This is a genomic window from Methanothermobacter sp., from assembly GCF_030055425.1.
In the GTDB taxonomy this organism is placed as follows: domain Archaea; phylum Methanobacteriota; class Methanobacteria; order Methanobacteriales; family Methanothermobacteraceae; genus Methanothermobacter.
Map to the genome: position 1 here is coordinate 42,606 of NZ_JASFYE010000001.1, position 19,642 is coordinate 62,247.

A 19,642-nucleotide genomic window follows, 5' to 3' on the forward strand; every position below is an offset into this window, starting at 1 on the left:
ATTTTTTAGTACCTGGAAATTAGGTCCCTGAGGTAATCAACCAGTTCAGACCTTATCTCATCATCCCCCATGGCAAATTCAAGGGACGTTTTAAGCCAGTCCACCCTGTTACCTATATCATAGGTTTTGCCCCTGAAGAGACAGCCATAAACTGTTTTAAGTTCCCTCATGGCATCGGTCAGCTGGATCTCACCCCCAAATCCCGGGGGAACGTTCTCTATGTGATCAAATATTTCATTCTCAAGGACGTACCTTCCCATTATGGCGAGATTCGATGGCGCCTCACTGACTGGGGGTTTTTCGACCATATTATCTATGCTGTAGATACCCTCACTGACCTCCTTTCCATCAATGATACCGTACCTTTCAACCTTATCCCCTGGGACCTCCTCAACGGCAATGGCGGAGGCACCGTACCTTTCATATATGTCCATGAGCTGACGGGTGCATGGAACATCAGAAGCGGTTATTGTATCACCAAGGAGAACCGCGAATGCGTCCTCACCATCTATGTGTTTTCTTGCACAGTATATTGCATCCCCGAGGCCCTTCTGTTCCTTCTGCCTCACAAAGTATATGTCTGCAAGGTCAGAGATGGCCTCAACCTCGTCAAGGTACTCCTTTTTGTTGTTCTTCCTGAGGAAATATTCAAGTTCAAAGGACCTGTCAAAGTGGTCCTCGATTGACCTCTTACCCTTACCTGTTATTATGAGGATGTCGTCTATGCCTGAAGCCACAGCCTCCTCCACAACGTACTGGATTGTTGGTTTATCAAATACAGGTAACATCTCCTTGGGCTGTGCCTTGGTTGCAGGAAGAAAACGGGTCCCAAGACCAGCTGCTGGTATAACTGCCTTCATGAAAAAACCTCCATTTAATAAAAAAAGAAAAAAAGTTTTTTTAACCACCCGCTGCAAGTGTGCATAGAACCGGAGGTGCCAGCTGTGTTATTGTAACGGTTCCGTCTGCGTTTACTGTGATTAGAAGTTCAACATACACTGACCTTATACCCTTGAGGAACTCAGCACCTTTTGTAGGATCCTGTGTCACGTTAACCTGGTTTGATGTTATACTGGATAATGGATAGAATACGTGTGAAGCTGTGAGGAGATAAGCGTTTGTCTCATCAGATATTTTGTCCTCTGTACCTGCATTGACTGTCATGTTGAGGGTTGCGTTTCCTGTTTTGTTTCCGTGCGGATCAAGCCACATTTTCATGGTGAATGTTGTTCCGGCAGGTAATGATCCATTGTAGCCAAGTTCCTTGGATAGGTCCACTGAGACCTTTCCGCCGGGCTGGGTCCATGAGTCAATGTAGATGTTTGTAAGTGACCCGTCGGCCTTCGATATATTCTCCACTACTGCCACGGCATGTACCTGGTGGTCAGTAGCGTGGTTGCTCATTGCAAGAAGTGTGTTGCCTGCTGCGGGGGGTGCCACTGTTGGATTCCTGGTCATAAGGACCGCCGCGCCCACTATGACAAGAATAGCCACAATTACCAGTATTAAAGCGTTTCTGTTCATCTTAACCCCCCTTAGACTATTGTTAGAACCCTGTATATTACGATAGCTGCGAATACTATGAGTAGCGGCAGGATTGCCACGTTGGATCCTGATACCATGGCCTTTATTGTTTCGTTTCCTGTTTCATCCGAGCTTAGAATCTCCTTGAGAGCCAGGAAACCTATCAGTGCAATCACTGCTATTATGCTGTATGTCATTACATCAGCGGTGGTTACGGTGGTGGTTGTTGTCGTTGTGACTGTAGAAATCATTTCTAACCTCCACTTAGTCTCTTTCTTAATGACAACTAATAAAGTTTTCTGTACAGTTAATATTTTCACTCGAGTGAAAGTATGACTCAAAATATTTTAAGTTTCCCATATACTAACACTCACCGTGGAAGTTTAACCCCAAATTTTTCCTCCAGCAGATCCCTGAAGGTCTCAGCATCAGTCCCATATAGCTTCAATGTTTTATGCCGGCTTTTATGACCTGATAATATCTCGGCGTTGGTATTAAAGGCAGCTGAAAATTCCTTTATTAACTCCCTGTTGGCCTTACCCTTCTCTGGTGGTGCCCTGATCTTAACCTCAATTCTCTTCCTCCACTCATTGTAAGATCTGACCTCGAATTTACCTGAAGCAGGGGATACTTCAATGTCCACAAGAAGATCATCACCAGTCTCCCTAAGACAGGACAGAATAATCACCTCCATTGATTCTGAAGCTGCATTCATAAACGATTTCTTTCCACCGCATCCTTAAAGAATGATCGCCTCTCTTTTCCCCCATCAGACCGCAAAGTTTAAATAGTAAAACATAGATACTTTGTTCCACTCCCCGTTAAGCACTGATTTTTCCCATGCAGGGGTGGTCGAGCGGTCAAAGGCGCTAGGTTGAGGGCCTAGTGGGGGAGTCCCTTCGCGGGTTCGAATCCCGTCCCCTGCACTCTTATTTTCATTATTGGCACTTTAAAATTTCATCTGAATTCCCGTTAACTTATTATAACTGGCAATCATGTATAAAATTAATCAGAATCATCATATTCAACTATTATTTCAACAGTGAGGTCCTTGCCCTCCATTAGATCCTTCACTAACCTTCTGTCAAGGTCACATGCAGCCTTATCAGCCCCTATCATGAGTGTTCTGCTACAGATGTAACTGCTCTTACGGCACACAATATCCGTTGGGTGATCCAGTGTGAGGTCAGGGTGCCCGTAACCACTTATTTCATCAAAACCATTTTCAGTGCGCAGCACTACCCTCACATGTGATGATTCCCTTGCTATGGCAGCCCTCACCTCCTCGGGGATTGTTGAAACAGAATCCGATGATGAAACACCTATTATGCAGTCTGCGGTTTTACCTATTTCAGGGTCAGCTGTGACCTCAAATGTTGTCCTGTGCTCTGCAGTAACGTTGGGGTGACCCCTCGCCCTCAGAGTGTACCTGACCTCAGCCATTCCACCACCACGTGAACTTGAGGTCCCTGCAGGGCCCCGCAAAAAGAGTTCAAATGGCAAAATTTACTACTCTGCCTTGGTACCTCCCCATAGGGCTACAAGCCCAACGATAATTTTAAGGGCAGCGTGCCATACCGGGTCCCTGAGAGCCGGGTACGGGATTCCCAGGTAACCCAGTATACCCATTACTACAAGTATTATACCAATTGTGTAAAGCAACCATTTTGCCACTGCCATGGTATCACCCCCAATACCTGGGTGCCCTGCAGAAACCAGAATATAATTAAATTATGAAAAAATATAAATTTTACTAAAAATTTCTTGCAATGATAATAACAGGTGAATTTATTACTGGATCCTATGATAGGTGACGTTGATTGATAAAATAAATATTAAAATTATTATGGAGTCAGCATGAAGGGTACCTACTGTCTTATCTATGGAGGGGTCCTATGAATGATATTAGGAGGCCAAGTCAGCATGAAGGGTACCTACTGTCTTATCATAAGGTGCAGCGGAACTGAAACCAGAATCGGAAGCCTCGGCAGGATAAGGTTTCCTCCAGGCTACTACGTGTATGTTGGATCAGGCTTTGGTTCACTGGAGGCCAGAATAAGAAGGCATCTGAGGGCTGAAAAGAGGATGAGATGGCACATAGACCACCTCTTAAGTGATGCAGAGGTTGTGTCAGTTTTCTACTCCACAGATAAGAGGAGACTTGAATGTGCAGTTTCAGAAAAACTTGAGGGAGACCTCTCTGTGAAGGGTTTTGGATGCTCCGACTGCAGATGCAGGTCACACCTCCACCACTTCGAAACAAGGGAGGAAGCTGAGAAGGCCGTTGAAAGGGCCTTCAGGGACCTGCATGCTGACCTGAAAAGATGGGATGAAGTCTAGGACCTCAAAAGCTTCACTCCAGCCCCCAGCATGAGGGCCCCAAATATGATTTTCAGGGTCGCATGCCACGTGGGTTCAGATCCAAGGGTGCTCGCCGGGTAAAGTGCCCAGACTCCCATGAGAACTATAACAGCACCCACCAGCAGGTGGAAGAGCCCAAGCTGCACATACCTCTCCATATCAATCATCTCCCTTGAAGTTTCTAAAGAACTCCTCAAACTCCTCAGGGTCCATGGGTTCAGGTACCGAGAATTCAGTGTTAAGGTAAACCTCGTCTGCCAGTTTCCTGTAAACATCTGCCTGTTCAGATTCAGGGAACCTCTCAATCACGGTCTTTGCCTCAATTTCACTCTCCTGGACAAGGGGGCTTCTTGGAACCACACCAATAACACGTGAACCTATCCTTGAGGCGAATTCAGAGACAATGTCAACCTCATTTCTGATGCCACGGCAGTTACAGATGACACCGCCAAGTTTACCCCTCAGTTTCTTTATACCCCTTGCAATGTTGTTTGCAGCGTAAAGGGACATGTACTCCCCTGAGGTTACTATATAGACCTCATCTGCAAATTCCTCACGGAGTGGCACCGCGAATCCCCCGCAGACCACGTCCCCGAGCACATCGTATATGATGACATCAATCTCCTCCTCGAATACTCCAAGTTTTTCAAGGAGGTTCATTGCAACGATCACACCCCTCCCGGCACACCCAACACCTGGTTCAGGGCCCCCTGACTCCACACACCTGACACCGCCAAAGCCCTCATGGATAACCTCAGAGACGTCAGGTTTACGGTTCTCCTTGAGGATATCAAGTACCGCAGGGAGCCTTTCACCGTAGAGTGTCCTTGTTGTATCCGCCTTTGGATCACAGCCTATAACAAGTACCCTGTACTTGGAGGAATAGGCGGCAGCCATATTCGATACAATCGTGGACTTCCCTATACCACCCTTACCATAGATTGCTATCCGCTTCATTGAGACACCGGCTCAGATTTCATCACTTAACAAATGCGCCTATTATATCGCCCCTTGTTATGATACCCACCAGTTCACCATCCTCAACCACAGGAAGCCTCTTTACATCATGCCGGTCCATGAGTTCAGCAGCATCAGAGATGGATGCATCAGGGTGCACCGTTACAACCCTATCACTCATTATCTCCTCAACCAGCATCATGGCCGCCTTCCTGATACCCTTTGCTATCTCATCGTATTCATGTTTCATCCTAACTGGAAGTTCAAGCAGGTCCAGGGGCGAGGGCATGAGTAGGTTCAGGCTGGGTGAATGGACCTCAATCAGCCTCATTATATCACCCTCACTGATAACACCCACGAGTTTACCCTCATCATCAACAACAGGGGCCCCGCTGATCCTGTTCTCCCTCAGTACCCTTGCAGCATCATGTATCTTACTGTTCCTCTTAACTGTTATGACGTCGGTCTGCATGGCATCCTTTACCCTTATCATTAACTCACCCCTCTTTAATATGTGGAGCATCACTTTTAAAAATAACAGTTACTGACGGATACCCCAGACATAACAGGATAATAGAGCCATACCCCCGTTCCCAGGTTAGACGGGTACATCAGAGACATTTAATGCAGTGGAACGCGCGCCAGAATTACCAGCCACAGTCACTTACATCAAAGAAATTATTCTGAGCACTAACCTCAATCCCTTCTAACCCTGCGGTATACGAGGTCCCCGGGGCGGACCCTTTCCTCCACAAGGAGACCTGCGCTGCCAGATTCAACCCTTTCCACCGGATCGCCATCAACCTGAAGGGACTCAACACTCTGTATGAGGGCCCCCGTTGTTCTGCCCTGTATTATGATCTCATCCCCAACCTCAAGTGGCCTCCACAGCCTCACTTCAGCGGCCCCCACCTTCCTGTAGTAGTTAACAACCTCCCCCACATCCTGCTTCACATAACGGGATATGTTACCGCCACTACCTGTATCTGGCTCAGAGAAGTACAAACCTGTGCCAAAGCCGCGGTTAAAGACACCCTCGAGTCTCTCAAGCCACCGGGAATCAAAACTCCAGTCACCTGAAAGGTAAGTGTCAATGGCCTCCCGGTAGACTGAGGTAACGGTTGCAACGTAATCCGCTGCCCTTCCACGTCCCTCTATCTTGAGGGCGTCGACACCGGCATCCAGGAGTTCAGGTATATGTTCAACCATGCACAGATCCCGGGGACTCAATATATAGCTCCTTATATCACCGCCAGGGGTCACCTCAAGGTCGAATTCTCCGTCCTCAGATACCAGCCTCCACCTCTTCCTGCATGGCTGAAGGCAGTCCCCGCAGTTGGCGCTTCTACCATAAAGGTATGAGCTGAGGTAGCATCTACCAGATATTGCTGTGCAGAGGGCCCCATGGACAAAAACCTCGATTTCAATGGGTGATTTTGCCGCAATGCTGGCGATTTCACGAAGGGAGAGCTCCCTGGATAGTATGGCCCTACTGGCGCCCATCTCCCCCAGTATCCTCAGCGTCCTTGTATTTGTAACATTCGCCTGTACACTGACATGGACATCCAGGCCGCATTCAGATGCAAGCTCCACAGCCGCAAGGTCAGAGGCTATCACCGCATCAGCACCCGCAGAGTAAAGCTCAGGGAATAATTTCTCGAGTCTCTCAAAATCAGAGTCCCTGAGGGCCGTGTTTGTGCATACATAGAGCCCTGCATCGTGGCTGTGGGCTATCTCCACTGCCTCAGCGACTTCACCGATACTGAAATTACCGGCCCTTGCCCTCATGTTACAGCCCTCAAGGCCCACGTAAACCGCATCTGCACCCGACTTAAGGGCTGCCATCAGGGATGGGAAGTCACCTGCAGGTGATAGAAGCTCAGGCATTTAGATCACGTTGAAAAATTTATTGAAACAGAAAAAAGTGAAATCAGACATCATGTCCACGTTAAATCTTTTATGCTTAGCTAGAGGCAGGACCTCAGTGCCTCATATTCCTCTATATCCGAGGGGAGAGGTGTCGGGTAGTCCCCATCCAGGCAACCCGTGCACAGGAAACCCTTCTTGATACCTATGGATTCAACGAGTGCCTCGATACTCAGGTAACCCAGGGACTCAACCCCTATTATCTTCCTTATCTCCTCAACATCCCTGCTTGATGCTATAAGCTCCTTCCTGGTTGCCATGGCTATACCATAGTAGCAGGGGGACTTTATGGGTGGGCATCCTATACGCAGGTGTATCTCCTCTGCCCCGGCATCCCTGATTATATCGATGAGTGCCCTGGAGGTCGTGCCCCTCACTATGCTATCATCGATGAGCACTATCCTCTTACCCTCAAGCTCTGACCTTATGGGGTTCATCTTGAGTCTAACCGCTGTTTCGCGTTCCTCCTGTGTGGGCATTATGAATGTGCGGCCAACGTACCTGTTCTTTATGAGCCCCTCACCGTAGGGTATCCCTGATGCACGGGAGTAGCCTATGGCCGCCGGGATGGAGGAGTCAGGTACCGGTACAACCACATCGGCATCGGCGGGGTGTTCACGGTAGAGGGCCTCCCCTATACTGAGCCTGACCCTGTAGACGTTCCGGCCGTCTATGACACTGTCGGGTCTTGCAAAGTAGACGTACTCAAACATGCAGTGGGCCCTCCTGGTGTTGGGTGCGTTGGCAACCCAGTAGGACTTGCCCCTGTTGAGGTGCAGTATCTCCCCTGGCTGAACATCCCTCACATGCTCGGCCCCTATAACATCAAAGGCCACGGTTTCAGAGGCAACCATCTGGGTGTTTCCCTTCCTTGCAAATGCCAGGGGTTTTATACCAACAGGGTCCCTTATGACGTAGAGGTCCCCATTGAAGAGGACCACGAGGGAGTAGGACCCGACAAGCTGCTCTGAAACCCTCTTTATGGCACCTATCATGTTGGGTTTTTTTTCATATTCCCTGCTCAGAAGGTGGCATATCACCTCTGAATCGGTGGTTGATATGAATGAGTGGCCCTCATCCTCCAGTTCATCCCGAAGCTCCATTGAATTTATTATGTCACCGTTGTGGGCTATGGCGATTTTACCTCCCTGGAATTCACTCCAGAATGGCTGGGAATTCTCAATTCTGGATTCACCGGTGGTTGAGTAACGGACATGACCTATACCGACATTCCCCTCGAGTTCATCCAGTTTCTCGGGGTTGAAGACGTCACAGACAAGTCCCATGCCCCTGTGGGTCAGCATGTCGCTTCCGTTGAACGTTGAGATCCCTGCGGATTCCTGTCCCCTGTGCTGGAGGGCATAGAGTGCATAGTAGATCTGGGAGGCCACGCTGATGTTTTTATCCTGTGAGTAAATCCCTACAATACCACATTTGTCTCTCACTTCAGATTCTCCCAACAAGAAGGTTTTAAGTTCCCGGGTCTAGGGTGATTCATCATCGGTTTCAGTGAACACCATGGCCGATTTAACTATTCTAAGCCACTCAACAGCATCCTCCCTTGATGGTGCCGCGATGAAGCCCTGGCCAAGGATTATGCCTTCAGGTTTGATGTGATCAGTTACAAAATAAATCTTCTCAGGGTCATCTGGTTCCTCTCCAAAGGTTTCTCTCCAGAGTTCCCCTATTGAGAAGGTCTCAAGAAGTTCCTTATCTTCAAGTTCAGAAAAACGAGTTTTGAGCCGGGAATAATCCTCCTCAAGGACCTTTAATTTCTCCTCGAGGACCCTTATCTCCTCTTTGAGGGATTCTGCTTCCCTCTCACCATCCTCAACTTCACCGAGGAGTTTAATATTTTCATCCCTGAGGGTACTGTTTTCGGCCATCAGTTCATTAAGCCTCTCCTGACACTCTTCAAGGCTCTCCTTCATGTTCCTCAGATTTTTAACACTGGAGAGTGTCTGGAGTCCGGCCCTTATGATGGCGTTTTCTATTTCCTCCCTTATGAGGTCAGGGTCGAGGTACTCGACGTCATGACCGTAGGGGAGTTTCATCCTCTCAATGTGCCCAACGTGACCCTTAAGGGCTTCACGGAATTTATCAGCCAGTTCCCGCCCTGTCTGGTCAACGTCAGTGGCTATGAGGACAATATCCGCACCCTCAACAGCCCTCATGGCTATTTCAAGGCTTGTTGTTGGCACTATGGATGATATGGTTATATGGTATTTGGCGCCGAGGGATACCCTCTGCAGTGCCCTTGAAACACTCTCAACGTCAGAGGCTCCCTCAACAATTATCCGCACATCAACAGGGCCCTTGTTATCCATTTATTTCAACCTTTGGCCTGTAATTTTTTTATTCTGCCAGCTGTAGCGCCTTATGCGGCGTGATTTACCAAAGCCGCATGCTGCACATACCTTCTTACGCACGTGGTATGAGTTCTTACCGCAGCGCCTGCACCTTATATGGAGATTCTTGTTACGTTTACCAAATGATGGAGTACCTTTCATGTTCTAATCCTCCTGAAAATCAGTTAAAACCTGTTAATTTAAATATATGCTTCCTTTATTCATATATAAATCAAAGCTGTATTCCCGGATCACCCTACGGGGATATGTAGACTATGTTATCTCCACGTATAAGGACGGTTCCAAGCCTCCTTGTGACCTCTCCGTCCTCCAGTTCCTCTGCATCATTCAGCACGAGGTTCATATGGAGATCAAAGCTTTTTAAAACTCCCCTGAATTCCCTGTCACCCTTAAGCTTGATGATCACAGGGGAATTCAGTGAATTACCCAAAGCATCAAGTGGTCTCTGTACGTTAACTCTCTGTGAACTCACATCTATCACCTATCCTAGATTAAAATATGGTCAGATTATATTTAAATCTAACTAACAAGCCAGAATCTTCCAGTCAGATACTCCATTTTTCTATTTTACTAGTATATAAGTTTTCTCACAACGATAATGGCATAAATCTTACTCTTTAAATAAATTGCAGATTAGAGGGTAAACTGGTTTAATGGATTAAACCATATAGATATGTAAGGTTCTCATGAAATTTCCAGGGTGTGAATGTGAAGATCAAAAAGAGGTACCATATAAAGAAAAAGAAAATGAAGGAGATTCTCGACCAGATAGGGGAATTCTCCCTGCTCATACCCAGAAAGGCCACCGTTGAGATAATAGAGACAGATGAAAACGACATAATACTCATCAATGGAGAGTCTCTCCTCATGTTCATGGGTGGAAGGGTCGTTCCCACCCTGAGGGGGGCCATCCATATGAAGGATATAGAAAAGGGTTATGTGGTGGTTGATATGGGGGCCGTGAGGTTCCTTGCAAACGGGGCCGATGTGATGAGTCCAGGTATAGTTGATGCTGACCCTGAAATTGAAAGAGATGACATCGTCATCGTGGTGGACGAAAAACACAAAAAACCCCTTGCAGTGGGAATAAGCCTCATAAGCGGACCTGAAATGATAGAAAATGACTCTGGAAAGGCCATCAAAACCATCCACCACATTGGAGATGCAATATGGGACCTGGAGGTGTGAAGGGTGGTTGAACTCAACCTTGATGCAGGTAATGTAATCTCAGGTGACGTCCACCGGGTGGGTATACTCGCCCTGGGTTCACACCTTGAGAACCACGGCCCGCTCCTCCCAATAGACACCGATGCCAAGATAGCATCCTACGTGGCCCTGGAGGCCTCCCTCAGGACAGGGGCAAAGTTCCTCGGGATAATCTACGGTGCAACCGAGTTTCCATATGTTAAACATGGCATCCACGTTGACAGGGATGAGCTCCTGGAAGGAGACCTGAAACCAGCCCTGAGAAAGGCCAGAAAACGCCTGAACATCGACGCAACTGTTATCGTAAATGGTCATGGCGGAAACCAGCTTGAGGACTTCATTGAGGATCTCATGGATGAACTTGACATGGAAATAATCTGGAATAACAGAATCGTTGAGATCGAGGGTCCCCACGCAGGAAGCGGTGAACTGTCCGCTGGAATAATACTGGGCATAGCGGACCTCAGGAGACTTGAAGAATGCAGACCAGAACTTTATCCTGAAATAGGAATGATAGGTCTCCGGGAGGCCAGAGAGGCTAATAAGGGTATTGATAGGGCTGCAAGAATCTGTGAAAAGGAGGGTATAAACCCTGACCCTGTTCTTGGCCAGAGAATACTTGATGATGCCATTGAGAGTGTCATATCCGATGTCAGGGAGCTCCTGGAGATGCTAACATAGAGGGCTCCATATAACTCTTAATGATGATAAATTTAACAAAAACCGCCCTGAAGGTGCTTGAGGAGAGGTACCTCCTGAAGAACGAAAGTGGTGATGTTGTAGAGACCCCTGAGGAGATGTTCAGGAGGGTTGCCCGGGCAGTTGCATCTGCAGATGAGATGTATAGTTCAGACAGCCATAGGGCAGAGGAACTCTTCTATTCGGTTATGCGGAATCTTGAGTTCCTCCCGAATTCACCCACCCTCATGAATGCAGGTACGCCGATAAACCAGCTCTCAGCATGTTTCGTCCTCCCCGTTGATGATTCAATTGAGAGCATATTCGAATCCCTCAGGAACATGGCAATAATCCACAAATCAGGTGGGGGCGTTGGATTATCATTTTCCAGACTCAGACCAAGGGGGGACACCGTTGCATCAACGATGGGCGTGGCCTCAGGTCCCGTGTCATTCATGAGGATATTCGACGTTGCAGTTGAGGTTATAAAGCAGGGTGGACGGAGACGTGGGGCAAACATGGGGGTGCTCCATATCAGCCACCCGGACATATTCAGATTCATAGACGCCAAGACATCAGAGGGGCCCCTCAGAAACTTCAACCTCTCTGTTTCTGTCCCTGACAGGTTCATGGAGGACGGGAAGATTGACCTCATAAACCCTAGGAACGGTGAAACCGTTGACTCAGTACCATCCAGGGAGATATTCAGGAGGATTGTAAAGGCCGCCTGGAGGTCAGGGGATCCCGGAATGATATTTGAGGACAGGATAAACCAGTACAATCCCACACCCTCCCTTGGGAGGATAGAGGCAACCAACCCATGCATATCCAGTGACACCCTGATAATGACCTCAGAGGGTCCCCTCCCGGTAAATGAACTTGAGGGCAGAGCATTCATGGCGGTTGTCAATGGCTCAGGGTATCCCTCCACTTCAGGATTCTTTAAAACAGGGCACAGAGAGGTTTTTGAGCTCAGAACCAGGGAGGGTTACAGTTTAAAGTTGACCCATGATCACCCGGTGCTGGTAATGGAGGATAAACCAGTATGGAAGGCCGCCTGCGACCTTGAAAGGGGTGATATGCTTGTTATGGACTCGGGGAGCAGTTTTAACTCAGGGGAGAGGTTCTCCACCTTTCTTTCCCTTAAAAGTAAGGGTTATGAGGATGTCTATGATGCCTGTGTTGCAGGTGCAAATGCCTTCACTGCCAACGGTTTCATTGTCCACAACTGCGGTGAGCAGCCCCTTCTCCCCTACGAGTCATGTAACCTCGGGTCAATCAACCTCTCATTAATGGTTTCGGCTTCCGGTGTGAACTGGGAAAGACTCAGAAGAACCGTCCATACAGCGGTGCACTTCCTTGACAACGTCATAGACGTCAACAGCTACCCGCTCCCTGAGGTCAGGGAGATGACACTCAAGACAAGGAAAATCGGTCTTGGTGTCATGGGATTCGCTGATATGCTCATAAAGCTGGGTGTCCCCTACAATTCAGGAGAGGCCCTTGGGGTGGCTGAGCGAATCATGTCCTTCATAGAGGGTGAAGCGAGGAGGGCCTCATCTAATCTTGCAGATGAAAGGGGATCGTTTCCGGAATTTTCAGGGAGCAAGTGGGATGAAATGGGGTTCGAGGGGATGAGAAACGCCACACTGACAACCATTGCACCCACAGGTTCCCTCAGCATAATAGCAGGTACAAGCAGCGGCATCGAACCCCTCTTTGCGGTTTCATTCACAAGAAACATTCTAGGCAGAAAATTCAGTGAAATAAATCCCCTGTTTGAAAGAATCGCCAGGGGGCAGCTGAAAATGGATGCATTTGAAATGATAATATCAAAGGGCACTCTGCAGGGAGTCTCAGGGGTTCCAGATAAAATCAGGAGGCTCTTTGTAACAGCCCATGAAATCGACCCTGTCTTTCATGTTAAGATGCAGGCTGCCTTCCAGCGCCATGTGGATAACGCCGTCTCAAAAACCGTTAATATTCCGCCTGATGCAACCATAAAGGACGCTGAGAGGGTATTCAGGGCAGCATATGAACTCGGGTGCAAGGGAATAACCATCTACAGGTATGGAAGCAAAATGAATGAGGTTCTGAGGTTTCCTGAATATGCAGGGTCATGTCGTGATATGAAGTGTCCCAACTAGTACTTTGAGTAGCTATTAATTGTATTAGCTCATCACAAATCCTGACGTCTAATAAGAAATTCAACATAACACAGAAATATAAAAAACTCTCTTAAACATTACCCCCACCACTTTCCCAGACATCACCTAAAATATTAAAAGGTCATGAAACTAACATATAAGCTGCTCCCTTGCTCAAGATAACCTACTAACATTATTAAATATAGGAGAGATGTAAATGAAAAAAATTGGTAATTTAACAATAATTGACATTGCAATAGTCATATTTTTAGGTTTAATCGTGGTTTATGGGTTCATGAAAACTTCAGATACAAACTCAAATGTTGAAGTACTTACATTTGATGGTTCAGAAATGGGAAAAGTTGCCATGAAGTACAGTGAGCTTTATGGTAGAGGCAAGATCGTTGAGAGCAAAATCAGTGGTTACAATTCATTAAATAAAAAGAAGGGTGATATAAAAGGAGAAGTCTTATGGGTTGGTTATATCAATGGGAATCCGTGTATTCTGCTAAATGTTAATGGGAAAAAAATACTTGCAGGACCATATCAGAATAAGTTTGCAGATTTTTATATAGATTCAATAACATTGGAGTCCAAAGGGGAAAAAAATGCTGTTGATATTGTTATTAGCCCAAGATATATCAACAGACTATCCGACTTAATTTTAGATATTCCCACGAGAAATTATGAACTGAGCACCAACATACCCATTAAAGACGCTGATGTCTCCAGATTCCAAAAAATTTCAACCGAATTATACCTAAAAGAAAAATACGTACCCATTACACTTGATATTCCAAATGAAAGAATAGTAATCTTTAAAGCAACACCAAGAACTCTAAAAATAGCCGATGAGATTCTAGGTGATCTAAATGCGCAGACTGATTTCATAACACTAAGAGTATATGATGCAGATAGCGAAACAATTGAAAAGATAAAAAGCAAATACAATGTTATCAAAATTGTCAACCTAAACACACTTTAATAGATAGAAAAGACAGGAGCACAAGTTATATGAGTCAAATTTACAATATGGCAGTAAAAACCTGCAGAAAGGTCGAATACAACTTAAAAAGTATGGCCATATTCAGTATAATCACGAAAATCTTCTTAAAAATCGAGAAAACGTGGTTAGACAGTTATATCAGGAGAGCATATCCCACCGGCAAATTTCTAAAATTCCTTGAAAAGAGCAGTATACTTAAAGAACACATATTCGCTCCTCCACTGTTCATTGTAGCTTTTTCCCTCTTCATGATAATCGCCGCGACTCCCATTTCATTGGGATTGCAGTTAAACATATTTATTGGTTTTTTATTTTTCCTTTTCTTTTCTCTCTTAACTCCTAAATTACTCCTGAAAGATGTGAAGTTCTACTTGGAATTTGACAGTAAAGACATCAATTCCATTGGGTTTACACTCTTTATAGTGGGCATAATATTCTTTGTTATAACAATCATGGCCGTTGGCGGTCTGCCAATACTAAAACCTAACCTTAGATATGCCCTTAACCCCAAACTCACAATCCCAGCATTCTTTATGATTCCTGGAATAGCCATGATGTCATCTCACATTCTTAATAAAATGAAAAAAGGGCTTATAAACAAACCAGCAGCTAAATTCAGAATTATCACATTGACCCTCATTTGTATTATAATTCTTGGCCTACTTGGTTATAGAACACCACTGGTCTCAATTATCCTAATAATTGCCATCATGGGTTATTACAGTGACTTGTTTGAAATATGGGAAATCCTCGCATCATTCATTTTTGTAATACTTTTCATTATGGGTATAGGTTATATTAGATCAATAGAGGAATACTCACTAAACAATCTCAGCGCATTAGACTTTCTTAAGATACGCGCGGCCTTTACTCTCAATGTTCTTGATTTATTATCCCATCTCTCAGGACTAACGGGTGCTCTTCATGGAAAGTTAGCACTAAGCATGATACCCGGTGCGGGAAACGGGCCAAGGGCCTTAATTGCTAAATTAATTTCCTGGAGAGGCGGTGTAACAATTACCCCAACAATCTTTGGACAGATGCTTGTGGATTTCGGCACAATAGGGGTTGCAGTGGGAATGAGTATATTTGGTTTCATTACTGGAGTTGGATACAGAATAATGAAGAAAACAGGGGATACATTTTACATCATGCTCTACTCACTTATAATGTCTTATTTTCTTATATCCGTTGAAACAGGCATTCTCGATCAGACCGTAATTGGTTACATTATCATTGCAGCCATCATATACATTTATAACATTTTGAAATTTAAAAACTAGAATTTTTCGCCATTTTCTATTGCACTTACAATTTTTGAACATTCTGTTAAAAAAGCTCTCTTTTTAAATGCAAACGCAATTCTTCCCATTGACTCAAGTTTCCTCACAATCGTATCAAGCCAACTGAAAACATCTCCAGGATACGCCTGAATCTGATACTTTGATAGAAGCCCCTTACTTATATCCCTTGGGTCCCTGCCACTCATTCTCTCCCGAAGTATATGTTCCGATAATTTTTGCTGAATACACCCACAGAAGGGTCTATCCGTGCATTCACATGAAAGAAAATCCATCTGTATTCCAAGAACAGCCTCCTGTAGATTTTTATCAAGTTTTATGAGATTATCCCCATTGGATATTATGTCAAGGGTTGAATCCGCTGTCAATCGGATTGAAACATTGGCTCCAACTGCCCTCGTTAATCCTCTGTGCATTCTTACTGAGAGATACGCACCCTCAAATGGTTCAAGTTCAACCGCAATATCAAGAGGCTTTCTACTGGATTTGAGGTTCCTCCTTATGTACTCCGCATCCTCAACATTTAGAAATGATATGGAGACGGCCATTCCATAATCAGTTGCCCTGAGTTCTCCTTTCCTGCTTATAAGACCAGATGACTCAAGGAAATCAAGCGCCATGTCCTCTTCCAGGGACCCTGAAGACTTATAGGTAATATCATACTCCGATTTAATGGCCCCCGACGTTATATCCGCCAGAATATTTTCAAGAACATTTTCATCTGTATGTTGAACCTCAACAGGTTCGGGACCGCTTTCAAGGAGCTCAAGAGCCACAGACTCCTCGGAATCACCATCAAATTCCATACCGATTTCTGCAAGAACATAGACAACACCCCGGTCATGGTAGGATGGTCTGCCAGCACGTCCAAGCATCTGTGAAAACTCATTTGGGGTGAGCCAGCGGTTACCCATGAGGAGCGTTTCAAATATAACCTGTGATGCCGGAAAGTCGACTCCAGCTGCAAGTGCCGCTGTGGTGACAACTGCGGCGAGTTTCTGGGATGCAAAGGCCTTCTCTATCCGCTGCCTCTCAGAGTAAGATAAGCCTGCATGATATGCTGCTGCACTGACTCTGTTCCTTGTGAGGTACTCTGCAATGAGCCTGGTTTTCCTCCTTGAGTTTGTGAATATTATGGTCTGTCCCTGGAACCCCTTCCTTGAACTCGAGGAGAACTCGCGTGCTGCAAGCCTCAGTATGAGGTTCTTCTTTTCCTCACCGCTCCTTGAGAATATGATGTGTCTTTCAAGTGGCACTGGCCTTTTATCGTATTCAACCAGCTTCAGGCCAAAATCTGATGCTATTTCCGCGGAGTTTTTGACTGTTGCAGAGAGCGCTATGATCTGGGCGTTGGGGAATAACCTTTTTATCCTCCATATCATGCCGTTGAGCCTTGCCCCCCTCTCCTCATCCTCAAGGGTATGTATCTCATCAACCACGACCACACCCACATCACCGAAGATACCGGCCTTTCCTGACCTCAGTAGGTAGTCGATCCCCTCGTAGGTACCAACTATTATATCAGCGTCAGCCGCATCGGTATCAGGAATTCGCAGCTCACCCTTTGCCTTTATCCTGCTCATACCAACCTTTATGGCTGTTTTAAGTCCAAGTGCAGAGTATCTCTTCTTGAAGTCCCTGTACTTCTGGTTTGCAAGGGCAACTAGTGGTGTGAGGTAGATGAACCTTTCACCCCTCATTGCCCGGGGGATACCTGCAAGTTCCCCCACAAGGGTCTTTCCACTTGCGGTTGCAGATACAACCATAAGACTAGCGCCCTCAAGGAGACCAGCATCGACTGCAAGGACCTGCACTGGCCTCAGCACCCTGCTACCCTCCCTTCTGAGAATCCGCTTAAATTTCTCAGGAAGCTCAAGGCGATCAATGGGCACCTTTGGGGTTCTGTCTGCTGTTGCCGTTACCATATCATAGAGCGTCAGTTCATGGTTCGCCAACGGGTCGAATCTGGGTGACATCATCTCAAGGACCCTCTCAAGGCTTACACCCCTCCTGATCAGCCTCCTGAAGTTTCTGAAGGCTGATTTATCCATGCCCGCCAGTTTGAGCTCCCTTCTTATTACCTCATCGACGCACCTTGAGCATATGATCTGGCCTTCATGCTTCGTTGATGCCCTTGAGCTCACAAGGGTCACATAGCCCTCATGGAGGCAGTGCTGGCATACCCTTGCATACCTGTACCTGATACCGTGATTCCCTAGTAGTTCTTCAAGTTCCTCATCACCTCCCGTTAGAAACACGGCCTGTTTCCTGAGGAGTTTTATGGCCTCTGAGGGTTTTCTAAGGGTTTCCCTTTCATTTTTCTCCACAGTGAACCTTGCTATTCTGGGGCCAGAGGAGGTTTTTTTGATTTTCAGCTTCCCCCAGTACCCGGGCTTTCTACGGGTGTTGAGAGCGCCCCTGGGACTTCCGGCGGGTATAAAATCAACTGATCTTTTCCTTCGATTCAGGACTATCATTATATCTCTCAAAAAATTAAGGGTCAGGAGCCTTCCTTCCTCTTCTTGAGGAGTTCAACTGCCAGCTCCCTGAGTTTGAATTTCTGGACCTTCCCGCTTGCGGTGAGAGGGAACTCGTCAACAAAGAAAACGTGTTTCGGGACCTTGTACCTTGCTATCCTCTGGATTGCATAGTCCCTGACATCCTCCTCCAGTATGTCTGCACCGTCCTCCCTGATAACAAAGGCACCGACTATTTCACCGTACTTCTCATCGGGTATCCCCACAACCTGCACGTCCTTTATACCTGGCATTGTGTGGAGGAACTCCTCGATTTCCCTCGGGTAGATGTTCTCGCCGCCCCGGATGATCATGTCCTTTATTCTCCCAACGATTGAGTAGTATCCGTCCTCATCCATCACCGCAAGGTCCCCGCTGTGGAGCCACCCATCCTCATCTATGGCCTCAGCTGTCATCTCAGGCATCTTGTAGTAGCCCTTCATGACGTTGTAGCCCCTGCAGCATATCTCGCCGGGTTCGCCGGGGCCCAGCTCCTCGCCGGTTTCAGGGTCCACTATCTTGACCTCAATGTGTGGCAGGGGTGTTCCAACGGTTTCGACACGCTTCTCTATGGGGTCATCCACACTTGTCTGTGTGAAGACCGGGGATGCCTCTGTGAGGCCGTAGGCTATTGTGACCTCCTTCATGTTCATGTCATTCATGACGCGCTTCATTGCCTCTATGGGGCAGGGTGATCCCGCCATGATACCTGTTCTGAGGGATGAAAGGTCGAACATGTCAAACATCGGGTGTGTGAACTCTGCTATGAACATGGTTGGTACACCGTAGAGTGCGGTGCACCTCTCTTTTTCCACCGCTGCAAGTACCAGTAGGGGGTCGAAGAGTTCTATCATGACAAGTGTCCCGCCATGTGTAAGGATGGCCAGCACGCCCAGAACTATTCCAAAGCAGTGGAATAGTGGTACCGGTAGACAGAGACGGTCCTCCTCGGTGAATTTCTGTCTCTCACCGATGTAGTAGCCGTTGTTGAGTATGTTCCTGTGGGTGAGCATTACCCCCTTGGGGAAACCCGTTGTCCCAGAGGTGTACTGCATGTTTATGACATCGGTGTTCCTGAGGGTTGACATCACACTGCGGAGTTCACTGTCAGGGACGTGTTTACCCAGGAGCATCAGTTCATTGGTGTTGTACATCCCCCTGTGCTTCTGGGCCCCTATGTATATGGCGCTTCGAAGTTCAGGGAACCTTTCACTCCGGAGGTGACCCCTCTCCTGGGTTTTGAGTTCAGGTACCAGTTCATATAGTGTCTGGACGTAGTCAACGTCCCTGAAGCCATCTATGATGGCTATTGCCTTCATGTCAGACTGTTTCATGACATATTCAAGTTCATGGCTCTTGTAGGCAGTGTTCACCGTTACAAGAACCGCTCCTATCTTTGCTGTTGCAAAGAGGAACGTCAGCCAGTCCGGTACGTTGGTGGCCCAGATACCCACGTGGTCACCCTTCTTTATCCCGATGGATAACAGGCCCTTTGCAAGGAGGTTGACCCTCTCATTGAATTCCCGGTAGGTGAACCTTAAATCCCTGTCAGGGTATACTATGAACTCCTTATCAGCGTACCTTTCAACCTGTTTTTCAAAAAATTCCCCTATTGTTTCCTCAGTGAAAACCATAAATCCACCTTTGTATG

Annotated in this window: 22 protein-coding genes and 1 tRNA gene; 7 read left to right on the plus strand and 16 right to left on the minus strand. The window is 46.7% G+C overall.

From position 1 onward, the window contains the following. Nucleotides 1-5 precede the first annotated feature (5 nt). The 4 genes from galU to QFX39_RS00265 form a co-directional block, all read right to left on the minus strand. Nucleotides 6-860: a UTP--glucose-1-phosphate uridylyltransferase GalU gene (gene galU / locus QFX39_RS00250; RefSeq protein WP_300476206.1), complete on the minus strand. Its 855-nt coding sequence runs from the start codon at nucleotides 858-860 to the stop codon at nucleotides 6-8. Nucleotides 861-900: 40 nt separating this feature from the next. Then, on the minus strand, nucleotides 901-1,524 hold the full coding sequence (locus tag QFX39_RS00255; protein WP_300476208.1) for a hypothetical protein: 624 nt from the start codon (nucleotides 1,522-1,524) through the stop codon (nucleotides 901-903). 11 nt (nucleotides 1,525-1,535) lie between these two features. Beyond that, complete coding sequence (locus QFX39_RS00260; RefSeq protein WP_013295836.1) at nucleotides 1,536-1,775, minus strand: hypothetical protein; 240 nt, start codon at nucleotides 1,773-1,775, stop codon at nucleotides 1,536-1,538. Between the two features lie 119 nt (nucleotides 1,776-1,894). After that, nucleotides 1,895-2,218 carry a DUF167 domain-containing protein gene (locus QFX39_RS00265; RefSeq protein ID WP_300476213.1) on the minus strand — a complete coding sequence of 108 codons (324 nt, stop codon included), beginning with the start codon at nucleotides 2,216-2,218 and terminating at the stop codon, nucleotides 1,895-1,897. A gap of 148 nt (nucleotides 2,219-2,366) precedes the next feature. Here QFX39_RS00265 and QFX39_RS00270 point away from each other — a divergent pair. Then, nucleotides 2,367-2,450, plus strand: a tRNA-Leu gene (locus tag QFX39_RS00270). 79 nt (nucleotides 2,451-2,529) lie between these two features. Here QFX39_RS00270 and QFX39_RS00275 read toward each other — a convergent pair. Both QFX39_RS00275 and QFX39_RS00280 read right to left on the minus strand, forming a co-directional pair. Then, nucleotides 2,530-2,967, minus strand: a complete 438-nt coding sequence (locus tag QFX39_RS00275; RefSeq protein WP_300476216.1) for a DUF371 domain-containing protein — start codon at nucleotides 2,965-2,967, stop codon at nucleotides 2,530-2,532. A 66-nt stretch (nucleotides 2,968-3,033) separates the two neighbouring features. Then, nucleotides 3,034-3,204, minus strand: coding sequence for a hypothetical protein (locus tag QFX39_RS00280; protein WP_300476221.1), 171 nt, complete (start codon nucleotides 3,202-3,204; stop codon nucleotides 3,034-3,036). A gap of 219 nt (nucleotides 3,205-3,423) precedes the next feature. Between QFX39_RS00280 and QFX39_RS00285 the strand changes: the two genes are divergently transcribed. Next, nucleotides 3,424-3,864 carry a GIY-YIG nuclease family protein gene (locus tag QFX39_RS00285; protein ID WP_300476224.1) on the plus strand — a complete coding sequence of 147 codons (441 nt, stop codon included), beginning with the start codon at nucleotides 3,424-3,426 and terminating at the stop codon, nucleotides 3,862-3,864. Here QFX39_RS00285 and QFX39_RS00290 read toward each other — a convergent pair. The 8 genes from QFX39_RS00290 to QFX39_RS00325 all read right to left on the minus strand — a co-directional run bounded on the left by QFX39_RS00290 (nucleotide 3,861) and on the right by QFX39_RS00325 (nucleotide 9,609). Beyond that, nucleotides 3,861-4,043: a hypothetical protein gene (locus QFX39_RS00290; RefSeq protein ID WP_300476227.1), complete on the minus strand. Its 183-nt coding sequence runs from the start codon at nucleotides 4,041-4,043 to the stop codon at nucleotides 3,861-3,863. The genes QFX39_RS00285 and QFX39_RS00290 overlap by 4 nt on opposite strands. Before the next feature lies 1 nt (nucleotide 4,044). Continuing rightward, nucleotides 4,045-4,842, minus strand: a complete 798-nt coding sequence (cfbC, locus tag QFX39_RS00295; protein WP_300476229.1) for a Ni-sirohydrochlorin a,c-diamide reductive cyclase ATP-dependent reductase subunit — start codon at nucleotides 4,840-4,842, stop codon at nucleotides 4,045-4,047. Nucleotides 4,843-4,864: 22 nt separating this feature from the next. Further along, nucleotides 4,865-5,335: a CBS domain-containing protein gene (locus tag QFX39_RS00300; protein ID WP_147671836.1), complete on the minus strand. Its 471-nt coding sequence runs from the start codon at nucleotides 5,333-5,335 to the stop codon at nucleotides 4,865-4,867. A gap of 203 nt (nucleotides 5,336-5,538) precedes the next feature. Continuing rightward, a complete protein-coding gene (locus QFX39_RS00305) occupies nucleotides 5,539-6,729 on the minus strand; it encodes a peptidase U32 family protein (protein WP_300476235.1) in 1,191 nt (396 codons plus the stop codon). Between the two features lie 80 nt (nucleotides 6,730-6,809). After that, nucleotides 6,810-8,213, minus strand: a complete 1,404-nt coding sequence (gene purF / locus QFX39_RS00310) for an amidophosphoribosyltransferase (protein ID WP_300476237.1) — start codon at nucleotides 8,211-8,213, stop codon at nucleotides 6,810-6,812. Between the two features lie 39 nt (nucleotides 8,214-8,252). Continuing rightward, a complete protein-coding gene (locus QFX39_RS00315; protein WP_300476240.1) occupies nucleotides 8,253-9,095 on the minus strand; it encodes a toprim domain-containing protein in 843 nt (280 codons plus the stop codon). Beyond that, on the minus strand, nucleotides 9,096-9,278 hold the full coding sequence (locus QFX39_RS00320) for a 50S ribosomal protein L37e (RefSeq protein ID WP_013295845.1): 183 nt from the start codon (nucleotides 9,276-9,278) through the stop codon (nucleotides 9,096-9,098). A gap of 94 nt (nucleotides 9,279-9,372) precedes the next feature. After that, nucleotides 9,373-9,609, minus strand: coding sequence for an LSm family protein (locus tag QFX39_RS00325; RefSeq protein WP_013295846.1), 237 nt, complete (start codon nucleotides 9,607-9,609; stop codon nucleotides 9,373-9,375). Nucleotides 9,610-9,839: 230 nt separating this feature from the next. Here QFX39_RS00325 and QFX39_RS00330 point away from each other — a divergent pair, with 230 nt between their 5' ends. From QFX39_RS00330 to QFX39_RS00350, 5 genes are all read left to right on the plus strand, one after another. Beyond that, complete coding sequence (locus tag QFX39_RS00330; protein WP_300476252.1) at nucleotides 9,840-10,325, plus strand: RNA-binding protein; 486 nt, start codon at nucleotides 9,840-9,842, stop codon at nucleotides 10,323-10,325. A gap of 3 nt (nucleotides 10,326-10,328) precedes the next feature. Next, nucleotides 10,329-11,024 (plus strand): 2-amino-5-formylamino-6-ribosylaminopyrimidin-4(3H)-one 5'-monophosphate deformylase, encoded by a 696-nt coding sequence (gene arfB, locus QFX39_RS00335; RefSeq protein ID WP_300476255.1) that lies wholly within the window; start codon nucleotides 10,329-10,331, stop codon nucleotides 11,022-11,024. A 23-nt stretch (nucleotides 11,025-11,047) separates the two neighbouring features. Continuing rightward, nucleotides 11,048-13,168 (plus strand): ribonucleotide reductase N-terminal alpha domain-containing protein, encoded by a 2,121-nt coding sequence (locus QFX39_RS00340; protein ID WP_300476258.1) that lies wholly within the window; start codon nucleotides 11,048-11,050, stop codon nucleotides 13,166-13,168. 217 nt (nucleotides 13,169-13,385) lie between these two features. Continuing rightward, nucleotides 13,386-14,153 carry a hypothetical protein gene (locus QFX39_RS00345; RefSeq protein ID WP_300476261.1) on the plus strand — a complete coding sequence of 256 codons (768 nt, stop codon included), beginning with the start codon at nucleotides 13,386-13,388 and terminating at the stop codon, nucleotides 14,151-14,153. A gap of 47 nt (nucleotides 14,154-14,200) precedes the next feature. Continuing rightward, entirely contained in the window at nucleotides 14,201-15,457 is a 1,257-nt protein-coding gene (locus QFX39_RS00350) for an oligosaccharide repeat unit polymerase family protein (protein ID WP_300476264.1), read from the plus strand. On the opposite strand, the gene QFX39_RS00355 is transcribed toward QFX39_RS00350, so the two are convergent. Further along, on the minus strand, nucleotides 15,454-17,952 hold the full coding sequence (locus QFX39_RS00355; protein WP_300477113.1) for a DEAD/DEAH box helicase: 2,499 nt from the start codon (nucleotides 17,950-17,952) through the stop codon (nucleotides 15,454-15,456). The genes QFX39_RS00350 and QFX39_RS00355 overlap by 4 nt on opposite strands. 23 nt (nucleotides 17,953-17,975) lie before the next feature. Then, nucleotides 17,976-19,625: an AMP-binding protein gene (locus tag QFX39_RS00360; protein WP_300476266.1), complete on the minus strand. Its 1,650-nt coding sequence runs from the start codon at nucleotides 19,623-19,625 to the stop codon at nucleotides 17,976-17,978. Between the last annotated feature and the right edge of the window lie 17 nt (nucleotides 19,626-19,642).

Coding starts and splice junctions, on each gene's coding strand:
- QFX39_RS00285 (WP_300476224.1), top strand. CDS start 3,424: ATGATATTAGGAGGCCAAGTCAGCATGAAGGGTACCTACTGTCTTATC.
- QFX39_RS00300 (WP_147671836.1), bottom strand. CDS start 5,335: ATGATAAGGGTAAAGGATGCCATGCAGACCGACGTCATAACAGTTAAG.
- QFX39_RS00305 (WP_300476235.1), bottom strand. CDS start 6,729: ATGCCTGAGCTTCTATCACCTGCAGGTGACTTCCCATCCCTGATGGCA.
- QFX39_RS00340 (WP_300476258.1), top strand. CDS start 11,048: ATGATAAATTTAACAAAAACCGCCCTGAAGGTGCTTGAGGAGAGGTAC.
- QFX39_RS00255 (WP_300476208.1), bottom strand. CDS start 1,524: ATGAACAGAAACGCTTTAATACTGGTAATTGTGGCTATTCTTGTCATA.
- QFX39_RS00280 (WP_300476221.1), bottom strand. CDS start 3,204: ATGGCAGTGGCAAAATGGTTGCTTTACACAATTGGTATAATACTTGTA.
- QFX39_RS00315 (WP_300476240.1), bottom strand. CDS start 9,095: ATGGATAACAAGGGCCCTGTTGATGTGCGGATAATTGTTGAGGGAGCC.
- QFX39_RS00350 (WP_300476264.1), top strand. CDS start 14,201: ATGGCAGTAAAAACCTGCAGAAAGGTCGAATACAACTTAAAAAGTATG.
- QFX39_RS00275 (WP_300476216.1), bottom strand. CDS start 2,967: ATGGCTGAGGTCAGGTACACTCTGAGGGCGAGGGGTCACCCCAACGTT.
- QFX39_RS00260 (WP_013295836.1), bottom strand. CDS start 1,775: ATGATTTCTACAGTCACAACGACAACAACCACCACCGTAACCACCGCT.
- QFX39_RS00265 (WP_300476213.1), bottom strand. CDS start 2,218: ATGGAGGTGATTATTCTGTCCTGTCTTAGGGAGACTGGTGATGATCTT.
- QFX39_RS00320 (WP_013295845.1), bottom strand. CDS start 9,278: ATGAAAGGTACTCCATCATTTGGTAAACGTAACAAGAATCTCCATATA.
- cfbC (WP_300476229.1), bottom strand. CDS start 4,842: ATGAAGCGGATAGCAATCTATGGTAAGGGTGGTATAGGGAAGTCCACG.
- QFX39_RS00360 (WP_300476266.1), bottom strand. CDS start 19,625: ATGGTTTTCACTGAGGAAACAATAGGGGAATTTTTTGAAAAACAGGTT.
- QFX39_RS00290 (WP_300476227.1), bottom strand. CDS start 4,043: ATGGAGAGGTATGTGCAGCTTGGGCTCTTCCACCTGCTGGTGGGTGCT.
- QFX39_RS00355 (WP_300477113.1), bottom strand. CDS start 17,952: ATGATAGTCCTGAATCGAAGGAAAAGATCAGTTGATTTTATACCCGCC.
- galU (WP_300476206.1), bottom strand. CDS start 860: ATGAAGGCAGTTATACCAGCAGCTGGTCTTGGGACCCGTTTTCTTCCT.
- QFX39_RS00345 (WP_300476261.1), top strand. CDS start 13,386: ATGAAAAAAATTGGTAATTTAACAATAATTGACATTGCAATAGTCATA.